This is a genomic window from Salinimonas marina (assembly GCF_015644725.1).
Classification (GTDB): Bacteria; Pseudomonadota; Gammaproteobacteria; order Enterobacterales; family Alteromonadaceae; genus Alteromonas.
Genome location: NZ_CP064795.1, coordinates 1,315,830 through 1,335,833 on the forward strand (window position 1 = coordinate 1,315,830; position 20,004 = coordinate 1,335,833).

Genomic DNA, 20,004 nt, shown 5'->3' on the forward strand with positions numbered 1-20,004 from the left:
CAAACATTAAATCTAACACAGGTTTAGCGCAGCAACAGCGGCCGACCGGTGCCAACCGTCTTCTTAAAACACGCAGGCACTGCCATAAATATCAATAAACTCGGGAGGCAATCGTTTTGGCGCGCCGGTAGACAAGGCGGTGCAAATAAAACGGGTGGTGGCGGTAAATACGGATTTTTGCCGCCGCTGACAAACAAACTGAAATTCGCGGGTGAGGGTCAGGCGCTGATCACAGGAGGTTATCCAGGTGGCACACTTAAGGGTATCACCCTCATGACATGCCAGATGATAATCCAGCTCATGGCGACGAATGACCATGGCCCGGTCAAGTCGCTGATAATCGGTAAAACTCAATCCCAGGGCATTGGTATGAGACCAGGCCAGCGCCTCAACCTGAGCCAGATAAGCCTGATTGTTTACATGGCCGTAGTGATCAATATGGGCCGCACTGATGGTCCAGTCCACCACGTATGGCTTTGGGTACAGCCAGGGTAATGATGTTTGCATAGAGGTATTATTTTCATCAAACAGGCAGGGGTTGTACCATTTTTCTTAAACCAGTGGCAACCGTGGGCGACGACTTTGAGATATGGTCTTACCTCCGCGGTTTTGCTAGACTCAGCGCCATTTAGTGCCAGCCGATTCAGGGGTAAAGTGGATACGCAATTTTCGTCTCGCCATTGCAATGCCGAACAGGGCCATGCCAATCAGGATCCTCAGGTGGATATCCTGATCAGGGTATTCAATTCGAGCTTCTATGAGCGTTTCAATACGCGACTGGTCAGGGGCACGGATGAGCCGGTGTACCTGCCTGCTGATACAGACTGTGACTATCATCGTATTGTGTTTGCCCATGGCTTTTTTTCCAGTGCTTTGCATGAGGTGGCGCACTGGTGTGTGGCCGGTCAGCAGCGGCGTTTATTGGAAGACTATGGGTACTGGTATTGCCCCGATGGCCGTAATGCCCAACAGCAGGCAGCTTTTGAGCAGGTGGAGATTAAACCGCAGGCGATAGAGTGGGCGTTTACCCTGGCCGCAGGCCGAAAATTCAGAGTGAGCACCGATAATCTTGATGGCGCGGAACCAGATCGCGAAGGGTTCAGCCGGGCGGTAGAACAACAGCTGCTTTGCTTTTTACAAAGCGGTTTTCCGGCACGTGCCGGTCTGTTTATCGAGGCTTTACAACACAGGTTTGGCACCAAAGACGCCTCACTGGCCCGCTTATTGGAAATGGAAAAGGAAAAGGCAGCATAACTATGTCACGAGCATTCAGATTAGGCGTATTGGTAAACCCCTTTGCCGGAATTGGCGGCGCCCTGGCACTTAAAGGCAGTGATGGCGCCGAGATTCGTGAAAAAGCCCTTTCCATGGGGGCCGCGCAGGAAGCCCCGCGAAAAATGACCAAAGCATTACGTCAGCTTGAGGATCAGACCGCCAACCTGAAGCTTTTTACCGCGGCCGGGGCCATGGGCGAAGACAGTTGTCACGCCGCGGGGCTCAGCTGTGAGGTGGTTTATCACCCGGATGCTGAACAAACTGAAGCTCATCATAGCGAAGAAGCCGCTACGGCCCTGTCCCAGCAGGATCTTGACTTGCTGTTGTTTGCCGGGGGCGATGGGACCGCACGCAATCTGTACCGCTGTTTAAATAATGCCGTGGTGGTACTGGGGGTGCCTGCCGGGTGTAAAATTCATTCTGGCGTCTATGCGGTCACGCCGTCGGCTGCGGGCAAAGTCACCGCCATGATGGTCGCCGGTGAGCTGGTCAGCGAGTTTGACGCAGAAGTACGTGACATTGATGAAGAGGCGTTTCGAGAGGGCAAAGTGCTGGCTCGTCATTTTGGCGAAATGCGGGTGCCCCGACAGCTTGAATATATTCAGGCGGTGAAAATGGGTGGCAAAGAACACGAAGAGCTGGTGGAAGATGACATCGCCGAATACCTGGCGCAAATGATCACCGAAGACCCTGACTCCTATTATGTTATGGGCTCGGGTTCCACAGTGGCCAGCATAATGGCACAACTGGATGTACCCAATACCCTGTTAGGGGTCGATGTGATTAAAAATGGCGAGCTGGTGGCCAGCGATGTCACCGCCAGCACGCTGGTGGAGCTTACCGGCGATAGTCCCACCAAGCTTGTGGTAACCGTTATTGGCGGTCAGGGGCATGTGTTTGGGCGGGGCAATCAGCAGCTTAGCCCGTCATTTTTGAAAACGCTCGGCAAGCACAATATTCTCATCGTCGCTACCAAGCAAAAGCTGCAGGCCCTGGACGGAAAACCGTTGCGGCTGGATACCGGCGACGAAACACTAGATGCCGCATTAGCAGGCAGTTTAACTGTAATAACCGGCTACGAAGACAAAGTCATCTACCCGGCTCAATAAGAGGAACTCCCCCAGGATGCAAAATCCCAAAACAGCAGATCCATCTTTTTTAGACGCGGTCACTCAGATAGAACAAAACCTCGATAGTGTGGTTGACCATGGCGATGACGATGAGCTGTTCATCGCCAGTTACCTGCAAGGACATTTTGCCGTGATTTCCAAACCCCTTGAAGTCGAGCCCGAGGCCAATCTGGAGGTTCTGGACAAGGCGGTTACGACCAGCTTAAAAGATGCTTTTGCCAATAAGGAACTTGAAGCCGACGATCAACAAAAAGTCTGGGCCTTGTGGCAACAGCAGGTGGCAAAGGTAAACACTTAGCTTTGCCCCACGGCAAGATTTATCCTGCCACAGACGGCAAACGATGACCGTTTGCCGTCTTTTCCTCCTTTTTTTGCCTCGCAAGTGCCCGTATTCCCTGCCTGCCGGCCGGGCGTCGCTGATAAAGCGTCAAATTCCACCTGGTACACTTCTTGCCGTACTACTGCTGAATTGTAATTTTTTTGGCGTATACGATGAATTGGCGTTTAAACCACAAGCCCGGCCCAGGGCCGAAAATTTCTTTGTGCCAGGTCGCACTTCTTATTCTGCCGCTGCTGCTGAGCGGGTGTAGTTCGGTCACAGATTCCGCTGCTACCGTCCAGCCCTCGCCAGAGAATGCACTGGGAAATACCGAATACGAAATCTATTTACTGGCCAACGAACTGTTTGATGGTCTTGCCCCTGCACGCCATTTACGCTATGCGGTCGCAGGGTTCGTGCCTGCCCGGACCATGCGCTATGACCGCAATGAACAGCAACCCCTGATGCAATTAGGACATCAGCTGGAGCAGGGGTTAGTCACTGAGGCCACAAAACGCGGGTTTACCGCTCAAGAGTTTCGGCTAACGAACGATATAATAATGAGTGATGACAGCGATCGGGTTTTGTCCCGTCAGGTTGAACAACTTTCAGGGCTTCAGCGCGTGGACTATTACATCACCGGTACGCTGATACATCAGCAGGGCGGAGCGATGGTCAATGCTAAAATCATCGATGCCCGCAACAAAGATGTGGTAGCCGCGGCCACCCGATTTTTCCCGGCGGGCTTGTTCTGGAGCAGTGAACAGGTGACCACCCGTAACGGGCGATTATACAGAACCGAATCTAAGGGGTAAAAAGATGATTAAGCCGTGGTGGAGTGCAGCGGCAGCATTGTTGCTGCTGACCGGCTGTAGTGCGATGCCGCAAAACCAGGCCACTACAGGGTCTGAGTCGCAGGGTAAACCGGTCAGTTCGCTGACGGTGGTCGATATTAGTGCCGCCGATCGTCAGGCGCGACCTGCCGCCGGACCAGCCCAGGACAGTTTTGGGGCCATTGATAAACCGCGTATTTATTCCTCGGTGCAGGGGGCCTACAAAGGGCGGCCCCTGACGCGGCATGTGGGCGATTATGTCAAAAACCTGACACAGGATTTAATCTCCAATATGGAGTATATCTCGGTGAAAACCCCGGTGGCGGTGACACACTTTGCGTTGCTTGATTCTGATTTGCAGCAAACCAATTTGCTCGGACAGCAGATGGCCGAGTCGTTTATGCACGAGCTGCATAAATTCAGAATTCCGGTACTTGATCACAAAGCCACCGATTATATTCGTATCTCAGATGTGGGCGATTTTATGTTGTCCAGGGATTACCTTGAGTTAAACAGTACCCTACCCATCGAATATGTTCTTACCGGCACCATGGCGAAACACCAGGGGGGCGTGCTGGTTAATGCTCGTATTCTAGGGATTGAATCACGCGCGGTGGTGGCCAGCGCGCAGATGCTTATTCCTTTTTATGTGGTGGATGCGCTTATTCCCAGCGATGGAACCCAGCCTGACGGTGCCAAAGACGGTGTGAAACTGAGCAAAGGATAAGGGCATGAAATTTACCCTAAGCGTTTTATTATTGCCATTGCTGGCGCTAAGCGGGTGCAGTCTGCTGTATAGCAACATCGACCCGCAGAAGTCGCAAGCCCAGGCCTCCACGCAGGCAGACCGCTGGCAGGTCAGCGGTGAAGACTCTGTGGTGTCAGCTCCTACCGGGTCGGGTTTAAGTTACCGGCCGGATCGCCGTGATTTGATGACCCAGCGTCCTCAACCCGTAGCTCACCAGTATCAGGATCCGCTGCCTTCGGGTTTTCGCGCCAGCCTCACCCATAAACCGCTGCACGACTATGCCGATCAGCTGGCCATGCAGTTGATGGCCCATACGCCGAGTCTGGATGATGCCAATATCGGGGTGGCCAGCTTTGTCCGGTTAAACCAGTCGTTGCAGGAAACCACGGTACTGGGAAATCAGCTGTCCGAATATCTGATGGCCGTGTTACAGGATTACGGGGTGTCGGTGGTGGAATATAAGCTGGCACCTTCGTTATTTGTAACGCCCCATGGCGATATTGCGCTAACCCGCGATTCACGCTTATTAAAAACCACGGCCGCCATCGATCATGTGCTTACCGGCACTATGGTGGAAACCCCAAGAGGCGTGCAGATTAATGCCCGGATAGTCACACTGAAAACCGGTCAGCTGGTGGCAGCCTCAAGTTTACAAATTCCTGCCTTTATGGTTACCAGCTTAAACCACCCCCAGGCCGAGTCCCGCTAGCCCGGCCTGGGGGGCACCGAATCTATGGTTTGGTCGCCCCACTGCCGGTCACTTCGCTACGTATACACTGACGCACAATGAAACGTTGTGGGTTGACGGTTTGTAGCAATGAATTGCTTAACGGCAGCGGCTCGCCGGTTAGCTGGCTGACCAGGATTTCTGCCATCATTGGCGCGGTGGTTAAACCTCTGGAACCCAGGCCGGTGAGTACCTGCACCCGCTGGGCCGGCGGCGTGGGTACTCTGGCCAACCCAATGCCTTTGCCCAGCGCCAGCCATGGCTCACAGGTGGTTGCAGTAAGAGGCAGATTGCCTGCCGCGGGCTGATGATCAGGCAATGTCTGCCGGGTCGCAGCCCGGGCCTTGCCGCTGGCACGTAAGCAGTGCCCCATGATGTCATTCCCAGTACCCGCTGATGCAATTGTTCATTTTGCTGGCTTTCCTGCTGCCGAGTCTCTGTCGCGGTATCATTTTTTACATAGGTCGAGCCCATGGCGTGATAACCATTTAGCGCGGGGGTGAGATAACCCTTGTGGCACAACACCGTTTGCAGCTGATTGAGCGGAGCCACCGATTTAACGGCTTCTACCTGGCCTCTGACCGGACGCAGGGGTAAATATTGCTCAAGCGACAGCGCCGGGCTTTCGCCGCTGGCAAAAACCACGTGGGAAAAATCTGTTTCGGTGTTGCCGGTAGTTAAGGTGACATGGTCAGGATGGGTTCTGAAGCCCGTCACCTGGGTGTTTGGCTGAAAGCTCAGTAACCCGGTTTGCTGAGCCTGCTCTATCAGGCTTTCAACCAGCTGGGGCGGGCTTATCCAGCCGCCCATGGGGCAAAACAGCGCCGGGTAGGGTAGGCTGACCCCAGCCAGATTACTGGCGCGGTGCGCATCTACACCATCAATCAACTCCTGCGGCCAGGTTTGCTCTTCTTGCATCAGCTGATGGCGCGCTGCCACCTTGTCATTAAAATCAAGCAGCAATACCCCACACCATTGATGGGCAAATGACCCGCCCTGGTCTAGTAGCCAATCATAATAACGCCGGGCATAGATAAAACTGTGGGCTTGCAATTCGCTGGCCGGACTGCGTACTGTATGCAATTGCGGATAGAATCCACCCTGCGGGTTACCTGAGGCGCCATCGGCAGGCTGCTGGGCCTGAGTAATCAAACTTACCCGGATGCCGCGCCGGACCAGGGCCAGGGCGGTCATGGCACCGGCCAGTCCTGCCCCTACCACGGCAACATTGTCAGCAGCCGTGAGCGGTTCGGTGGTGTAGCGATAATAAGGTGCATCAGAGACCCCCGCGCGCGGCCCGCGCTCGCCCTCAGTGCTCGCTTCTGCAGGCTTCCAGGTGCCCGTCAGCATGTCGCGTTTACGGCCAAATCCGCGGCATTTGGTAACGGCAAATCCCTGCGCAGCCAGCCCACGCTTGACGATTCCGGCCGCGGTAAAGGTTGCGAAGGTAGTGCCGGGTTTGCTGAGCCGGGCCATTTGCCCGAATAAGGCCTCGGTCCACATCTGCGGATTCTTGCTAGGCGCAAAGCCATCTAAGAACCAGGCGTCCACTAGTCCTTGCTCAGGCGTCTCCCCGGGAGCGTGCCATTGGGGTAACAGGTCGTGCACATCCCCAGCCAGATATCCAGGGTGGTGCTAAAGTCTGTGAAGTGCAGCCGATGACACCCGTCCAGCCCTAAAGGATATTGGCGCAGCAGTTCCCGGGCGCCGGCGGCTAACCCGGGAAAATGCGCCAAGGCCCGCTGCAGATCAGCGTGCTTTAACAAAAAGCATTCAGTGGTAAGAATATATAGCCGCTGTAAAGGATGTTCAGGATGTTGCTGTCGAAACCGGGCAAAGGCCTGCATTGCGACCAGGCAGTTCAGACCGGTACCAAAGCCGGTTTCGGCGATAACAAAATGGGGCTGGGTATGGTGCAACCAGCGCTCAGGAAGGCTATTACCGCCCACAAAAACATGCAGCGTTTCATCTATGCCGCTGTCATTAGAAAAATAAACATCATCAAAATCATCGGCCACCGGAGTGCCCTGTTCATTAAAGTGTACTGTGGCGTGGCGGGTTTTCACGCAATTAATCCTGCCTTGTAGTGATTAGACTGCATGATCATAGCGTGCATGATACAGTGTGAATAGTTGTTTACGATATCGTTGATGAATTGATAAACAATATCTGAAAGAGCAGACCACTTTGTCTGCCAGAATCGTTACCATATGCCCCAGCACAGTTAAGGGTAGATTATGAGAAGAGCAGTTATCACCGGACTTGGCATTACGTCAAGCATCGGAACCAATAAAGACGACGTACTTGCCTCTTTAAAAGCGGGCAAGTCAGGCATTACATTTTCTGAACAGTTTGCCGAGATGGGCTTACGCAGTCAGGTTTGGGGCGATGTAGACATCGACTTTAAAGACCATATTGACCGTAAAGCGATGCGCTTTATGGGCGATGCCGCGGCCTATGCGTATGTGGCTATGCAGCAGGCTATCGCTGACTCGGGGCTGGAGGAAAAAGATATTTCCAACGAGCGCACCGGTATTATTGCCGGCTCTGGCGGTGCTTCATCTGAAAATCAGGTGTTGTCCGCCGATATTCTGCGCGAAAAAGGTGTCAAGCGTGTGGGGCCGTATATGGTTCCGCGCTGTATGTCGTCCACCGTATCAGCGTGTCTGGCGACACCGTTTAAAATTCGTGGTGTGAACTACTCAATTGCCTCAGCCTGTGCCAGTAGTGCACATGCTATAGGTAATGCGCTGGAGCTTATCCAACTTGGTAAGCAGGATGTGGTGTTTGCCGGTGGCGGTGAAGAATTGCATTGGTCGTTATCCAGTCAGTTTGACGCCATGGGCGCACTGTCGACCAAATATAACAACAACCCTGCGGTTGCCTCGCGCACTTACGATGCCGGCCGGGATGGCTTTGTCAGCTCTGGCGGCGGCGGTATGGTCGTGGTTGAAGAGCTTGAACATGCTCTGGCCCGCGGCGCCACCATTTATGGTGAAGTGGTAGGCTATGGGGCAACCTCGGATGGTTTTGACATGGTGGCCCCTTCTGGTGAAGGCGCCGTTCGGTGCATGCGGATGGCGATGGAAAATGTCAAAGGGCCTATCGACTACCTGAACACCCATGGCACTTCTACACCGGTTGGTGATGTGAAAGAGTTGGGTGCGATTCGCGAAGTGTTCGGCGATTCACCGGTTCCCATCAGTGCCACCAAATCACTGACCGGGCATGCCCTTGGTGCAGCCGGGGTGAATGAGGCTATTTACAGCCTGCTAATGATGCAAAATAATTTTATCGCGCCTTCTATCAACATCGACGAACTGGACGAACAGGCTCAGGGGCTGGATGTAGTAACACAGATGCGCAATGCTGAGCTCAATACCGTCATGTCGAACAGCTTCGGCTTCGGTGGCACCAATGCGACTTTGGTGATGCAGCGTTATCACAAATAGCAATCAGCGATTGTGGTGGTAAACTGAATAAAAACAGCGCCTGTTCCGGCGCTGTTTTTTTATCTGTAAGGGCGGTGTTATGCTGGCTATCCAGATAATCCCGCATTTAAAAAGAGAATTTACCGCATCATGAACATTCTTTATGAAAGCAGCATTCCCCACGGGGGCGAATACTTTTCTGCTTTAGGTCAGGCCCGCTCTTTTGAGACCGGGGCTCTTTCCCCGGCTGATTTAGCGAATGTTGAGTATCTGGCGGTACGTTCCACCACCGTGGTGAATGCCGCGCTGCTGCAAGAGGCTAAGCAATTAAAAATGGTGGCAACAGCGACCGCGGGCACCAATCATCTGGATATTCCTTATCTGGAGTCGGCCAATATCGCCTGGCGCGATGCGGGGGGCTGTAACGCCATCGCCGTGGCCGAATACGTGGTCAGTATTTTGTTAAAAGCCAGTGTTGAGGACAAAATCCAGCTCGATCGGATAACTGTGGGCATCGTCGGGGCAGGGCATGTCGGTACGACCCTTTCAAGATTACTGGAAGCCCTGAACATCAGTTATGTACTGAACGATCCACCCCGGGAAGAGGCCGGTGACTCGCGTAATTTTGTGGCCCTGGAAGAGATAATGGCCTGTGATGTCATCAGCCTGCATATTCCCTTTACCCGCGAGGGCGCCCACCCGACAGCCGGGCTCATCGGGGCCAGGCAGCTGGCCGGTTTATCTGCCCATCAGCTATTTATTAATGCCTGCCGGGGCGAAGTCGTCGATGAACAGGCGCTGGCACAACGCCTGCAACAAAAACCGGCTCCTACGGCGGTGCTGGATGTGTTTATGAATGAGCCAGCGATAGATACTCGTCTGCTGGACTTCCTGTGGTTTGCTACCGGCCACATTGCCGGCCATAGTATTGAAGGCAAACTGCGCGGCACGCAACTGGTCTACGAGGCATTTTGCGAGGCGGCAGCACAACCGGTAGCGTTGCAGATGGAAGATTTTCTGGCTGCGCCCATGCCCTTTGATTTTACCCCCCGGGATCCGTCGGTAGAGGCATTAAGCTTTGCAGAGCTGGCGCAGCTGTTATTAGGTATCTATGATATTGCCGAGGACGATAGGCTTTTTCGCCAGATGATGGCAGAATCTAATCAATTTACGGCGTTTCGAAAAGGGTATCGGGTACGGCGCGAATACAATGCGTATACATTGCGCTTGTCAGGCGTGGTCTCGGAAGGTATCTTGCGCCAGCTTACCGGACTCGGTTTTACGTTAGAAACGCTCTAACTTTTTTATTTTACGTTGTTATCAGCAGGAGACTTTATTTCTATGTCACAAGCCTTTGATGTTGCGGTATTAGGTGCTACCGGTTTGGTGGGCCAGGCCATGATCGAAATACTGGAAGAACGGAAATTTCCAATCAATAAATTGTATCCGTTGGCCAGTGAGCGTTCAGCGGGCGCGACGATAAATTTCAAAGGTGAAGAGATCGAAGTCCAAAACGCCGATGATTTTGATTTTAGTCTGGTGCAATTTGGTTTTTTCTCAGCCGGTGGCAGTGTCTCAGCAAAATTTGCGCCGCTGGCCGCCGAAGCCGGTTGTATTGTCATAGACAATACCTCGCATTTTCGTTACGAGCCCGATATTCCGTTAGTGGTGCCTGAGGTCAACGCTCATGCTCTGGCTGACTTCAGAAACCGCAATATTATCGCCAACCCCAACTGTTCGACCATTCAGATGTTGGTGGCCTTAAAGCCTATTCACGATGAAGTTGGTATTGAACGAATTAATGTGGCTACGTATCAGTCGGTATCTGGTGCCGGTAAGTCGGCAATGGAAGAGCTGGCTAAGCAAACCGCCAGCTTATTGAATGCCCGGGAAGTTGAGACAGAAGCCTTTAGCCGTCAAATTGCGTTTAATGCCATTCCGCAGATTGATGAGTTTATGGACAATGACTACACCAAAGAAGAAATGAAAATGGCCTGGGAAACCCAGAAAATCATGGGCGATAACAGTGTGCTGGTAAATGCCACCGCGGTTCGGGTGCCGGTGTTTTATGGGCATGGCGAAGCGGTTCATATTGAAACCCGGATGCCGATTGAAGCCGATCACGCCAAAGCGTTATTAGAACAGGCCGAAGGCATTAAGCTTTATGACACCCCGGCAGCGTTCCCCACTCAGGTATCCAGTGCCAGCGGCAATGACTGGGTCCATGTGGGCCGGGTGCGTAACGATATCTCCCATCCTAATGGCCTGAATCTGTGGGTGGTGTCGGACAATGTTCGCAAAGGGGCGGCCACCAACAGTGTGCAGATTGCTGAAACCCTGGTGCGTGACTACCTGTAAAACAATCTTCGGCAGGCAGGTAAATATTTTTTGCCTGCGGCCGATAGAATAAGCTAAGCCGGCGGTTATTTTAGTTTTTTGTGAACCAGCTAGATTGCCGGGCGGCTCTGGTTTATAGTTTATATTACAGCAGCATACGTACACGAGCGAATTGCCCATAGCAGGGTGCTGAATAATTCTGCCGTGTGCCCGGAGCAGGTTTGGCTCACGCTGCTAACTATCTGAAAAATAGATTTACTTCAGGCCGCCTTTGGGGCTGGCCTGCACCATATAAAAATAAAAGGCTCAGAATAAGCCCGTTTAGTGACAAGCAACATGACTACCTTATTCTGATTGATTGTGTGTCATGAACCGGTGAACACACTTGAGGGCATATAGGAACGCTATGAAACTGCATTTATCGGGCTTGTTGGTGCTGTTGTGTTTAAGTACTTTCCCCGCTGCCGACATTAGCGCACAGGAACGGCAAACCCAGCTTCGTGGGCCCAAAGATGCGACCAACCAATACTCGGGAGCGGTTTATGGTCCCATCGACGAGCAGGATACGCTATGGCGAATTGCGCAGCGCTACCGGCAGGACAGTTCGTTGTCGATGTACCAGGTTATGCAGGCGATCTATGAGCTGAACCCCGATGCCTTTGAGCAACAGAACCGCAATCTTCTGGTAGAAGGCGCCACACTGCGTTTGCCTTCTCGTCGCTATACAGCCCGTATTGATGTTGAAGAGGCCCGCACAAATGCTGAAGCCGATGATAAACAATATGCCGAACTTTTAAAGCAACCGGCCTCTGCCAGCAACAATATCAAACCCCCGGAACCCCTTGTTAAAAAGTCGGATTTATCCGATACCCGCACCGCCATCGAACAACAAATCAGCCGCCTGGATGAGCAACAAATTCAACAATTCGATGAATTGCGTCAACAATTTGCCGCCTCGTTGAACAATGTACAACAAATGCTGGATGAAAATCGCAAGCTGTATGAACGTGTAGAGCAGGTTAATACTGATTTGATGAGTCTGCGCCAACAGGTAGAAGGCGATGTTCAAAGCCAGATGGATGAACAGCTTGCCTTGCAGCGTGAACTGCTAGCCATGGTTAAAGAGGATCAGGCCGCGCGGCAGGCCGAGCAACAATCCAGCATTATCTCGACGCTTACTCAGCCTGTAAGTCTGATTATCGGCTCAGGCATATTAACCTTACTCCTGGCCGGCGGTCTGGCAGCCTGGTTCCTAAGAAAACGCGACCACGAGGCGCCGGAAATGCCGCCTCAAAGTGAGGTTGAGGCGGCACCGCCTACAGTGACAGAAGACATTGCCAGTAGCATCAGCACCGACATAGAAGATGATACGCCGGAGTTGTCTGATGATGAGCTGTTTAACGATGATGAACTGCTGGATGATGTATTGTCCAGCGAGCTTGAAGATACCCTGGATGCCGAGCTGGACAACTTCTCTGATGACATGCTGGTGCCCGATGAAAATGAGCAAATTTTTGAAGATGGTGACAGCGAATTAGGTCAGGGTGATCTGGACAGCCTGTTTGATGACGAAGACATGGATACGGTTGAGTTAACCGAAGAGGTTGATGATATTGATTCGGCCGGTCAGAACGACGTAATTTCCGAAGAGCCGGAGGAGGTCCCAGAGAAAAAACCTTCCGAACAGCCGGTCTCTGAAGACGACTTCACGGTGAATACTGATGATGCGGCGCTGGCTAACGAGCTTGACACCGATGACAACAGCCTGCCCCCGATAACGGCGGCGTCCGTGGGCAATGATGAACAACCTGAAATCAGCATTGATGAATTGCTGGAAGCCGAGCAGGCGAAAGGTGAAAAAAGCTTTGTTACGGACAACGACACTGTTGATGATGCCATGCTGGGGAAGCTGGATGATGAAATCAATCAGCAAAATGCCGAACTGGACCGGCTTGCCGATGGCATACTCGAAGAGATAGACCAGCTTGAACAAATGGGCGGACTGCCGACCGCTGAAGACATAGAGCGTGAAGAATTAGAAAACAGCGGACCCTCGCCGCAGGGTATCCAGGATTTGGATGCGTTTGCCGATGACCTGGATGATATCGAACTTGATGATGTCGATAATGCCGAGAACTTTGCTGATCCACTCTCTGATGAGCTTATTGCCCAGCTGCAAGCCGAAAATGACTTTGAAGAAGACGAGTTATTAGAGCCCCAGCCCGCAGCAGGTTTTGATGATCCGTTAAGCGATGAGTTACTGGCGGAATTAAATGCCGAGCAGGATGATAGTGAGGAACAACTGGATGCGCTGTCTGAAGAGCTGCTTGCTGAACTGGATACTGATCATGCTGCAGGCGATCCCAGCGATATTGAAGCCTCACCGGGTGAGCAGGCCGGCCAGGACGAAGAGCTTACTGATGATTTATTAGCCGAACTGGAAGCCGGTATCTCTGCCGGAGAAGAACAGCCCTCGGCCGGCGTCGGCTCATCGCCATCAGAAAGTGTCAGCACCGAGGCGGATGTTGCCGATGACGACATTGATGCACTGCTCGATAGTGTAACTGAGGACGACGCTGAGTCTGATTCAGAGTCTGAGCCTGAGCAGGCACCTGAATCAGCGCCCGAGTCAGCATCAGAAAGCGACATTAGCGAAGCAGATGTAGCCACTGACGACATCGATGCACTGCTCGATAGCGTGGCTGAGGATAACGCTGAGTCTGATTCAGAGTCTAATACTGAGTCCGCGCCTGAATCAGCACCCGAGTCAGCATCAGAAAGCGACCGCGCGGATGCGGATGTGGCCACTGACGACATCGATGCACTGCTCGATAGCGTGGCTGAGGATAACGCTGAGTCTGATTCAGAGTCCGCGCCTGAATCAGCGCCCGAGTCAGCATCAGAAAGCTTCAGCAGCGAAGCAGATGTAGCCGCTGACGACATTGATGCGCTGCTCGATAGTGTGGCTGAGGATAACGCTGAGTCTGATTCAGAGTCTGATACTGAGTCCGCGCCTGAGTCAGCATCAGAAAGCGACAGCAGCGATACGGATGTGGCCGCTGACGACATCGATGCGCTGCTCGATAGCGTGGCTGAAGATAATGCTGAGTCTGATTCTGAGTCCGCGTCTGAATCAGCACCCGAGTCAGCATCAGAAAGCGATAGCGACGATGCGGATGTAGCCGATGACGACATTGATGCGCTGCTCGATAGCGTGGCTGAAGATGATGCTGAGCCTGATTCAGAGTCTGAGCCTGAGCCGGCACCCGAGTCAGCATCAAAAAGCGACAGCAGCGATACGGATGCGGCCGATGACGACATCGATGCACTGCTTGCTAGTGTGGCTGAAGATAATGCTGAGTCTGATTCTGAGTCCGCGCCTGCTGAGGTGAACACCGACGATGAAGCATCAGCCTCAGCCGATGAATCCGCCGGCCCGGTCATGGCGGATGCAGAGATTGAAGCGTTGCTCGATAGTCTGGAAAGCGATGAAGCGCAGCCTGACTTAGAACATGCTGACAGCGAATCGCAGCAGTCAGGCGAAATTCCGGAAGTAAGCCCTTTTGAAAGTACGGCTGATGACACCACCGCACAGGATAAAGTATCTGAAGAGGGTGCCACCGACGCTGAAACATCACAATCAGAGCCCGTCAGTGAGCAGCCCGCTGGCCCGGCCATGGCCGATGCAGAGATTGAAGCTCTGCTCGACAGTCTCGGCGGCGATGAAGCTGAGTCTGACTCAGCAGCAGATACAATGAGCGATAGTGACACCGTACCGGCTGCAACAGAAGAATCTGCTGCTGAACACGAGTTGGAACAAACAGCCAGATCCGGTGATGAGTTTACTCATGAAGATGAACAAACACCTGAAGAGGGTATAACCGAGCGCGAAACACCAGAGGCAGAAACGGCCGGTCAGTTCACCGATGAGGATATGTCCGATGAGGACATTGACGCCTTATTTGACAGCATGATGGAGGATCCCAGCCCTCAGTCGACTGCAGCGCCCAATCAGGATCTCGCTTCAGAAGACGCCGCGGAGAACCTGCTCAGCGAGATAGAGCAACCTGAAGAGTCAGAAGACCATTTTGCCGGCGAGCCTTCACTTGAGTTTGAAGATGAAGCAAGCGATGCCGCCCCCGCGGACTTAGCAACGGCCGCGGAATCAACCCCCGCTTCTGAACCGCGCTCGGACGTTCAGGTTGATCCTCTTGACTCTGCGTTGGCCGAATTTGATCAGCAGATGATGGAAGACATCCCCTCGTTTACCGACGGGGCGCCGCAGGCTGAGAGCGAGTTCGATGACAGTATTCTGGGCGATTTTGATGATGCACCTGAGTTTAAGCTAGAGCAGGAAGAAGAAGGCGTTATACCGTCGGTAAAACCTGCCCAGGGTGATATCAACGAGTTGGCGGATGTGCCCGGCCTGGATGATTGGTTGTCGGGTACCAAAGGCACCGATAAAGATATTTTTGATGAGCTGGAAAGCTCTGACTTTGATGCTTTGCTTGATGATATGGGCGGGGAATCTTCTGAGCCAACTACCGATGCTTCGCCCTCAAATCTGCCGGATGAAACCGAGCGGCGCTTTAAAGAGCAAAACCCCGATCTGGACTTGTCAGCGCTGCTCAATGAGCCTGACGATCTCACTCCTTCTAAAAATGAAGAGACCGACTACCTGACCGTAGAGTCGTTACTGGATGAAAGCCTGCAGGATGAAGGCAATCAGTTTGAAGAAATGCCGCTGGATTTAGATGTCAGCCTGTCGGACTACAGTGGTATCAGCGATGATGCGGATATTATTGATATTGATAAGGATGCTGGCCAAAACGCCAATCTTGATTTAGCCCGGGTTTATCTGGAAATGGATGATATGCCAACCGCCCGTGAGCTACTGGAAGATGTCATTAAAAATGGCAGCGAAGAGCAGCAGAAAGAGGCCAGCGATCTGTTAGCGACACTGGTATAAGGTCGCAACCCTGCTAATGTGCCGATTCATACCTTGATAACACGGCCCCCGGCATTCGCCGGGGACCTCGCTTTGCTGCTGTAGCTTTTTAGGAATAAAAGATAGAGTCGTATCGTAACCCAGCTGATAAAGCTTTAGTTTGGTACTTTGTGCAGCTTTAAAATCGACCGCTGAAATCTGGCCTGTGTTGATAATAATGGTGCGTTGCCAAAATCGTGTATCAACATACTCCCGGGACAATGCCGACATAAATGTGCGGGTCAGCATGGTCAGATAAAGGGGCAGGGGAAAATGGCCTTTGTCTGCTAACGATTCTTTTCTGGGCTCACTACGAAGCCTGAAGCATACCGAGGGCGTGCCATCCTTCTGCCAATCCCGAAATAAGGCATCTTCAGATAAGATAGCACCGTCTACCAACAACTTATCGCCAAATTCTTTGAAGGCGAATATCAGTGGGATGGACATGGAAGAGCGTACCGCCTGCGAGACTTTGACCGTAGGCGTGGTGTCACGGTTGAAAATAACCGGGCCGCCGCCGTTGACGTCGGTGGCGACAATATTCAGATTAAAGGGTAAGGCCTCAAACGTAATGCCTTCAAGTTGCGCATCCAGCCATTGTTCCAGATGATCTCCTGATGACAACCCGCCCTGTTTTAATAACCGCCATAACGAAAAGCCGGTAAACTGACGAAAGTCGGTGGTCAGGGCCAGCTGCTTCAGATAGGTCAGGCTATGCCCTTTGGCCACCAGGGCCGCAATAATGGAGCCTCCTGAAACGCCTACAATGGTAGAGTAGGAGACGTGCAAATCATCAAGTGCCTGCAGAATACCAATATGGGCCGGTAAACGTGTTCCGCCACCGGATAAAATAGGGACAATGGTTGTTGGATAATTTGTATCAGGCATATCGGTTCTCACAAGCCACTTACACAAAGCCTAGTTCAGTTCTGTCGGCTTTGCGTTAAAAAGTGCCATAGTGAGAGACTAATAATAAGTATAATAAACCAGTATTTACCCTTTAGCTTTATCTGCATGCAGAACCAGGATTGATAACTGGCGGGAAGCCGGTTTTTGTCATCAAACAAAGAAGATTGCCCCGGCGAACACATTGCATCTGGGCGGCCCTGAGTCTACACTTAGCCGATTTTTTAAAAATGGGTAGGTAACATGAGGCGATACGCCTTAGGCATAGAATATGATGGGGCTGCTCTTTATGGCTGGCAGCGCCAGCGCGGTGTAAAAACCGTGCAGGAATATCTGGAAAACGCGCTTTCAAAAGTGGCTGATACCAGAATTAATGTGCAGTGTGCTGGTCGCACTGATGCCGGGGTGCATGCCACCGGACAGGTAGTGCATTTTGAGTCGCCAAATACCCGGCCACTTAAAGCCTGGGAAATGGGCGCGAACACCAATTTACCAGCCTCGGTGGCGGTAAACTGGGCATGTGAAGTGCCTGATGCGTTTCATGCCCGGTTTTCGGCCACCCACCGGCGTTATCGCTACATCATGTATAACGCTGTACTGCGCCCGGCCATTCTAGGTAAAGGGGTGACCCATGTTTACAAACCCCTGGATGAAGACCGTATGCATCGCGCTGCCCAGGCGCTGGTGGGCGAACAGGACTTTAGTGCTTTTCGTGCGGCGCATTGCCAGTCGAACTCGCCATTTCGTAAAATTACCGATATTGCGGTAAGCCGGCAAGGTCGCTATGTGATCCTGGATATTCGCGCAAATGCATTTTTGCACCATATGGTCAGAAATATCGTAGGCTCCCTGATAGAGATAGGCGCTAAAGAGCAATCGGTGGAATGGCTAAGCGAGTTGTTACAGTCCAAAGACCGGACCCAGGCCGCGGCGACCGCCAAACCCCATGGCTTGTATTTGGTGGATGTCACCTATCCCGAGCAGTTTTCGTTGCCCGCTCGCCCGTTAGGGCCTTTATTTTTGCCGGATAACTAACCAGGCATGATAGGGTTAACTTCTAAGACCAGTTTTATTTTTTCGATTATTCTGTATTGTGGTCTAATAGCGGGCTGTATTGAAACATTGCGGTGCACCAATAAAGATTAACTAAGCCTCCGCACAACCAACGAGCAAAAGGATTCTCTTAAATGAGCTGGATTCAAAAAATTCTTCCGCGGACACAGACCTCCACCAAAGGCAATGTGCCAGAAGGGATCTGGACAAAATGTGGCAGCTGTCAGGCCGTATTGTATAAAAGCGATCTTGAGAAACAGCTGGAAGTGTGTCCCAAGTGTGACCACCATATGCGCATCAGTGGGCGCCGCCGTTTGGACTCATTTCTTGATCAAAACGATCGGGAAGAAATTGGTAGCGAATTTGAACCTCAGGATATTCTGAAATTTAAAGATTCTAAGCGCTACAAAGACCGTATTTCTGCGGCGCAAAAAAGTACCAACGAAAAAGACGCGCTGATTGCCATGAAGGGCAAACTGAAAGGCAAGCCGGTGGTAGCGGTCAGCTTTGAATTCGCCTTTATGGGTGGGTCTATGGCCTCGGTGGTGGGCGCCCGGTTTGTGGCCGCGGTGAATGTGTGTCTAGAACACAATCTTCCGCTGGTGTGTTTTTCTGCCAGTGGCGGAGCGCGGATGCAGGAAGCACTAATGTCGTTGATGCAAATGGCGAAAACCTCCGCTGCCCTGGCCAAAATGCGCGAAAAGCATTTGCCCTATATTTCAGTGCTTACCGACCCGACCATGGGTGGGGTATCTGCCAGTCTGGCCATGCTGGGCGACATCAATGTGGCTGAGCCCAAGGCATTGATTGGTTTTGCCGGTCCTCGTGTAATCGAGCAAACCGTACGCGAAACGCTGCCAGAAGGCTTTCAGCGTAGCGAATTTTTGGTTGAGAAAGGCGCGATTGATATGATTGTTGATCGTCGCAATATGCGCGATAAGCTATATGGCCTGTTGGTAAAACTGCATCGAACTGACTAAGTGAAAAACGCAAATACAAGCACTGCGCCAGTTTCCGGGGATCTGGCGCAGTGGCTCAAGCACCTGGAGTCTATCCATCCCAGCGCCATTGATTTAGGGCTGAATCGGGTTAAGGCTGTGGCCGACAACCTTGGATTAGATTTTTCAGATAAAACCGTGATAATCGTGGGCGGGACCAATGGCAAGGGGACGACCTGTCGCTTTTTAGAACTTGCCTGCCAACAACAGAAGAAAACCACCGGTGTGTACAGCTCTCCCCATTTGCTGTGTTATACCGAACGGGTGCGAATCAATGGTGAGCCGGCTGCCGCCGCCGCTTTTTGTCAGGCATTTAATCAAATTGAATCCACGCGTGGTGATATCACGTTAACTTACTTTGAGTTTAGTACGCTGGCGGCGCTGTTGCTGATGCAGCAACACAACACCGAGGTCCTGATTCTGGAAGTGGGGTTGGGCGGCAGACTCGACGCGACCAATATTATTGATGCAGATTTGGCGGTGATCACCACTATAGATCTGGATCATCAGGATTGGCTGGGCAATACCCGCGAAGCGATTGCCCGGGAAAAAGCGGGGATAATGCGCGCTCATAAAAAGGCGGTAATAGGCGAGCTGGTACCGCCTTCCAGCTTGAAAGAAGAGGTTTCCCGACTCGAAGTCGACGCGCTATGGGCCACCAAAGATTATCGTTTTACCCAGACGCAAAACTGGCAATGGCAAAACGACAGCCATTGCTTTAGCCAGCTTCCTGAACCCCATATCCCCAGACAGAATATCGCGACGGCGCTGGCGGCGTTACATCATCTTGGGTGGTTACCGGCTGAAAAGCAGGTGCACAGCCTGATTCGTAAGACCACCATGCCAGGTCGCTTGCAAACGGTGCGCGATGAACCGAGGGTGGTAGTGGATGTAGGCCATAATCCACAGGCAGTGAGAGCCATGGTTAGCTGGTTGCAATCGCAGCAGTACATGCGTTTGCATCTGGTGGCAGGCATGCTCAAAGATAAATCTATAGAAGCCACGCTGGCTGAATTTTCCGGGTCTCCTGCCCTATGGTATTTGGGTAGCACGGCTGGACCCCGAGGGGCCAAAGCGCAAACGTTACTGGAGACTCTTGAAGATGAGCAGCAATCTCAGGCAAGCTGTTTTGAAGAGGTTGCGATGGCGTATCAAGCTGCGCTAAGCAAGGCAACAAAAGACGATCTTATTCTGGTGTTTGGCTCTTTTTTAACCGTGGCAGAAATAATGCGCTATGAGTCTGATACCAACATATAACAG

18 protein-coding genes are annotated in these 20,004 nt (G+C 52.3%); 13 read left to right on the forward strand and 5 right to left on the reverse strand.

Features of this window, described 5'->3' with window-relative positions; translation table 11 throughout:
• Nucleotides 1-63 precede the first annotated feature (63 nt).
• Entirely contained in the window at nt 64-507 is a 444-nt protein-coding gene (locus IT774_RS05855; protein ID WP_195811749.1) for an acyl-CoA thioesterase, read from the reverse strand.
• A 147-nt stretch (nt 508-654) separates the two neighbouring features.
• Between IT774_RS05855 and IT774_RS05860 the strand changes: the two genes are divergently transcribed.
• The 6 genes from IT774_RS05860 (at nt 655) to IT774_RS05885 (ending at nt 5,014) form a co-directional block, all read left to right on the forward strand.
• Entirely contained in the window at nt 655-1,254 is a 600-nt protein-coding gene (locus tag IT774_RS05860; protein WP_269749792.1) for an elongation factor P hydroxylase, read from the forward strand.
• 2 nt (nt 1,255-1,256) lie between these two features.
• On the forward strand, nt 1,257-2,384 hold the full coding sequence (locus tag IT774_RS05865; RefSeq protein ID WP_195811750.1) for an ATP-NAD kinase family protein: 1,128 nt from the start codon (nt 1,257-1,259) through the stop codon (nt 2,382-2,384).
• Nucleotides 2,385-2,400: 16 nt separating this feature from the next.
• Nucleotides 2,401-2,703: a YfcL family protein gene (locus tag IT774_RS05870; protein ID WP_195811751.1), complete on the forward strand. Its 303-nt coding sequence runs from the start codon at nt 2,401-2,403 to the stop codon at nt 2,701-2,703.
• 194 nt (nt 2,704-2,897) lie between these two features.
• Complete coding sequence (locus IT774_RS05875; RefSeq protein WP_195811752.1) at nt 2,898-3,539, forward strand: FlgO family outer membrane protein; 642 nt, start codon at nt 2,898-2,900, stop codon at nt 3,537-3,539.
• A gap of 4 nt (nt 3,540-3,543) precedes the next feature.
• Nucleotides 3,544-4,284: a FlgO family outer membrane protein gene (locus IT774_RS05880; RefSeq protein ID WP_195811753.1), complete on the forward strand. Its 741-nt coding sequence runs from the start codon at nt 3,544-3,546 to the stop codon at nt 4,282-4,284.
• A 4-nt stretch (nt 4,285-4,288) separates the two neighbouring features.
• On the forward strand, nt 4,289-5,014 hold the full coding sequence (locus IT774_RS05885) for a FlgO family outer membrane protein (RefSeq protein ID WP_195811754.1): 726 nt from the start codon (nt 4,289-4,291) through the stop codon (nt 5,012-5,014).
• Between the two features lie 22 nt (nt 5,015-5,036).
• Here the strand turns inward: IT774_RS05885 and IT774_RS17345 are convergent, their stop codons facing one another.
• Genes IT774_RS17345 through IT774_RS17350 form a run of 3 tightly spaced genes read right to left on the reverse strand, consistent with a single transcriptional unit; the run spans nt 5,037 to nt 7,098 of the window.
• Nucleotides 5,037-5,183 (reverse strand): hypothetical protein, encoded by a 147-nt coding sequence (locus tag IT774_RS17345; RefSeq protein ID WP_232365137.1) that lies wholly within the window; start codon nt 5,181-5,183, stop codon nt 5,037-5,039.
• 11 nt (nt 5,184-5,194) lie between these two features.
• The gene (gene mnmC / locus IT774_RS05890; protein ID WP_232365138.1) at nt 5,195-6,640 is read right to left on the reverse strand and encodes an FAD-dependent 5-carboxymethylaminomethyl-2-thiouridine(34) oxidoreductase MnmC; all 1,446 of its coding nucleotides are present in this window, start codon (nt 6,638-6,640) and stop codon (nt 5,195-5,197) included.
• The gene (locus IT774_RS17350) at nt 6,583-7,098 is read right to left on the reverse strand and encodes a hypothetical protein (protein ID WP_232365139.1); all 516 of its coding nucleotides are present in this window, start codon (nt 7,096-7,098) and stop codon (nt 6,583-6,585) included. Before IT774_RS17350 ends, mnmC begins: the two co-directional genes overlap by 58 nt.
• 171 nt (nt 7,099-7,269) lie before the next feature.
• On the opposite strand from IT774_RS17350, the gene fabB reads away from it, so the two are divergent.
• The 4 genes from fabB (at nt 7,270) to IT774_RS05910 (ending at nt 15,769) form a co-directional block, all read left to right on the forward strand.
• Entirely contained in the window at nt 7,270-8,484 is a 1,215-nt protein-coding gene (gene fabB, locus IT774_RS05895) for a beta-ketoacyl-ACP synthase I (protein WP_195811755.1), read from the forward strand.
• A 129-nt stretch (nt 8,485-8,613) separates the two neighbouring features.
• Entirely contained in the window at nt 8,614-9,762 is a 1,149-nt protein-coding gene (locus tag IT774_RS05900) for a 4-phosphoerythronate dehydrogenase (RefSeq protein WP_195811756.1), read from the forward strand.
• 42 nt (nt 9,763-9,804) lie between these two features.
• A complete protein-coding gene (locus IT774_RS05905; RefSeq protein WP_195811757.1) occupies nt 9,805-10,821 on the forward strand; it encodes an aspartate-semialdehyde dehydrogenase in 1,017 nt (338 codons plus the stop codon).
• Between the two features lie 385 nt (nt 10,822-11,206).
• On the forward strand, nt 11,207-15,769 hold the full coding sequence (locus IT774_RS05910) for a FimV/HubP family polar landmark protein (RefSeq protein ID WP_195811758.1): 4,563 nt from the start codon (nt 11,207-11,209) through the stop codon (nt 15,767-15,769).
• Here the strand turns inward: IT774_RS05910 and IT774_RS05915 are convergent.
• Nucleotides 15,752-16,675 (reverse strand): patatin-like phospholipase family protein, encoded by a 924-nt coding sequence (locus IT774_RS05915; protein WP_195811759.1) that lies wholly within the window; start codon nt 16,673-16,675, stop codon nt 15,752-15,754. The genes IT774_RS05910 and IT774_RS05915 overlap by 18 nt on opposite strands.
• Nucleotides 16,676-16,936: 261 nt before the next feature.
• Between IT774_RS05915 and truA the strand changes: the two genes are divergently transcribed.
• From truA to folC, 3 genes are all read left to right on the forward strand, one after another.
• Complete coding sequence (gene truA / locus IT774_RS05920) at nt 16,937-17,728, forward strand: tRNA pseudouridine(38-40) synthase TruA (RefSeq protein ID WP_195811760.1); 792 nt, start codon at nt 16,937-16,939, stop codon at nt 17,726-17,728.
• 152 nt (nt 17,729-17,880) lie between these two features.
• The gene (accD, locus tag IT774_RS05925) at nt 17,881-18,726 is read left to right on the forward strand and encodes an acetyl-CoA carboxylase, carboxyltransferase subunit beta (RefSeq protein ID WP_195811761.1); all 846 of its coding nucleotides are present in this window, start codon (nt 17,881-17,883) and stop codon (nt 18,724-18,726) included.
• Nucleotides 18,727-20,001 carry a bifunctional tetrahydrofolate synthase/dihydrofolate synthase gene (gene folC, locus IT774_RS05930; protein ID WP_195811762.1) on the forward strand — a complete coding sequence of 425 codons (1,275 nt, stop codon included), beginning with the start codon at nt 18,727-18,729 and terminating at the stop codon, nt 19,999-20,001.
• Nucleotides 20,002-20,004 lie beyond the last annotated feature (3 nt).

Excerpts from the sequence above, each read along its gene's own strand:
- IT774_RS05875 (WP_195811752.1), top strand. The coding sequence starts at position 2,898 with ATGAATTGGCGTTTAAACCACAAGCCCGGCCCAGGGCCGAAAATTTCT.
- IT774_RS05900 (WP_195811756.1), top strand. The coding sequence starts at position 8,614 with ATGAACATTCTTTATGAAAGCAGCATTCCCCACGGGGGCGAATACTTT.
- IT774_RS05855 (WP_195811749.1), bottom strand. The coding sequence starts at position 507 with ATGCAAACATCATTACCCTGGCTGTACCCAAAGCCATACGTGGTGGAC.
- IT774_RS05905 (WP_195811757.1), top strand. The coding sequence starts at position 9,805 with ATGTCACAAGCCTTTGATGTTGCGGTATTAGGTGCTACCGGTTTGGTG.
- IT774_RS05870 (WP_195811751.1), top strand. The coding sequence starts at position 2,401 with ATGCAAAATCCCAAAACAGCAGATCCATCTTTTTTAGACGCGGTCACT.
- IT774_RS05885 (WP_195811754.1), top strand. The coding sequence starts at position 4,289 with ATGAAATTTACCCTAAGCGTTTTATTATTGCCATTGCTGGCGCTAAGC.
- IT774_RS05915 (WP_195811759.1), bottom strand. The coding sequence starts at position 16,675 with ATGCCTGATACAAATTATCCAACAACCATTGTCCCTATTTTATCCGGT.
- truA (WP_195811760.1), top strand. The coding sequence starts at position 16,937 with ATGAGGCGATACGCCTTAGGCATAGAATATGATGGGGCTGCTCTTTAT.
- IT774_RS17345 (WP_232365137.1), bottom strand. The coding sequence starts at position 5,183 with ATGATGGCAGAAATCCTGGTCAGCCAGCTAACCGGCGAGCCGCTGCCG.
- IT774_RS05865 (WP_195811750.1), top strand. The coding sequence starts at position 1,257 with ATGTCACGAGCATTCAGATTAGGCGTATTGGTAAACCCCTTTGCCGGA.
- accD (WP_195811761.1), top strand. The coding sequence starts at position 17,881 with ATGAGCTGGATTCAAAAAATTCTTCCGCGGACACAGACCTCCACCAAA.
- IT774_RS05880 (WP_195811753.1), top strand. The coding sequence starts at position 3,544 with ATGATTAAGCCGTGGTGGAGTGCAGCGGCAGCATTGTTGCTGCTGACC.
- IT774_RS05910 (WP_195811758.1), top strand. The coding sequence starts at position 11,207 with ATGAAACTGCATTTATCGGGCTTGTTGGTGCTGTTGTGTTTAAGTACT.
- fabB (WP_195811755.1), top strand. The coding sequence starts at position 7,270 with ATGAGAAGAGCAGTTATCACCGGACTTGGCATTACGTCAAGCATCGGA.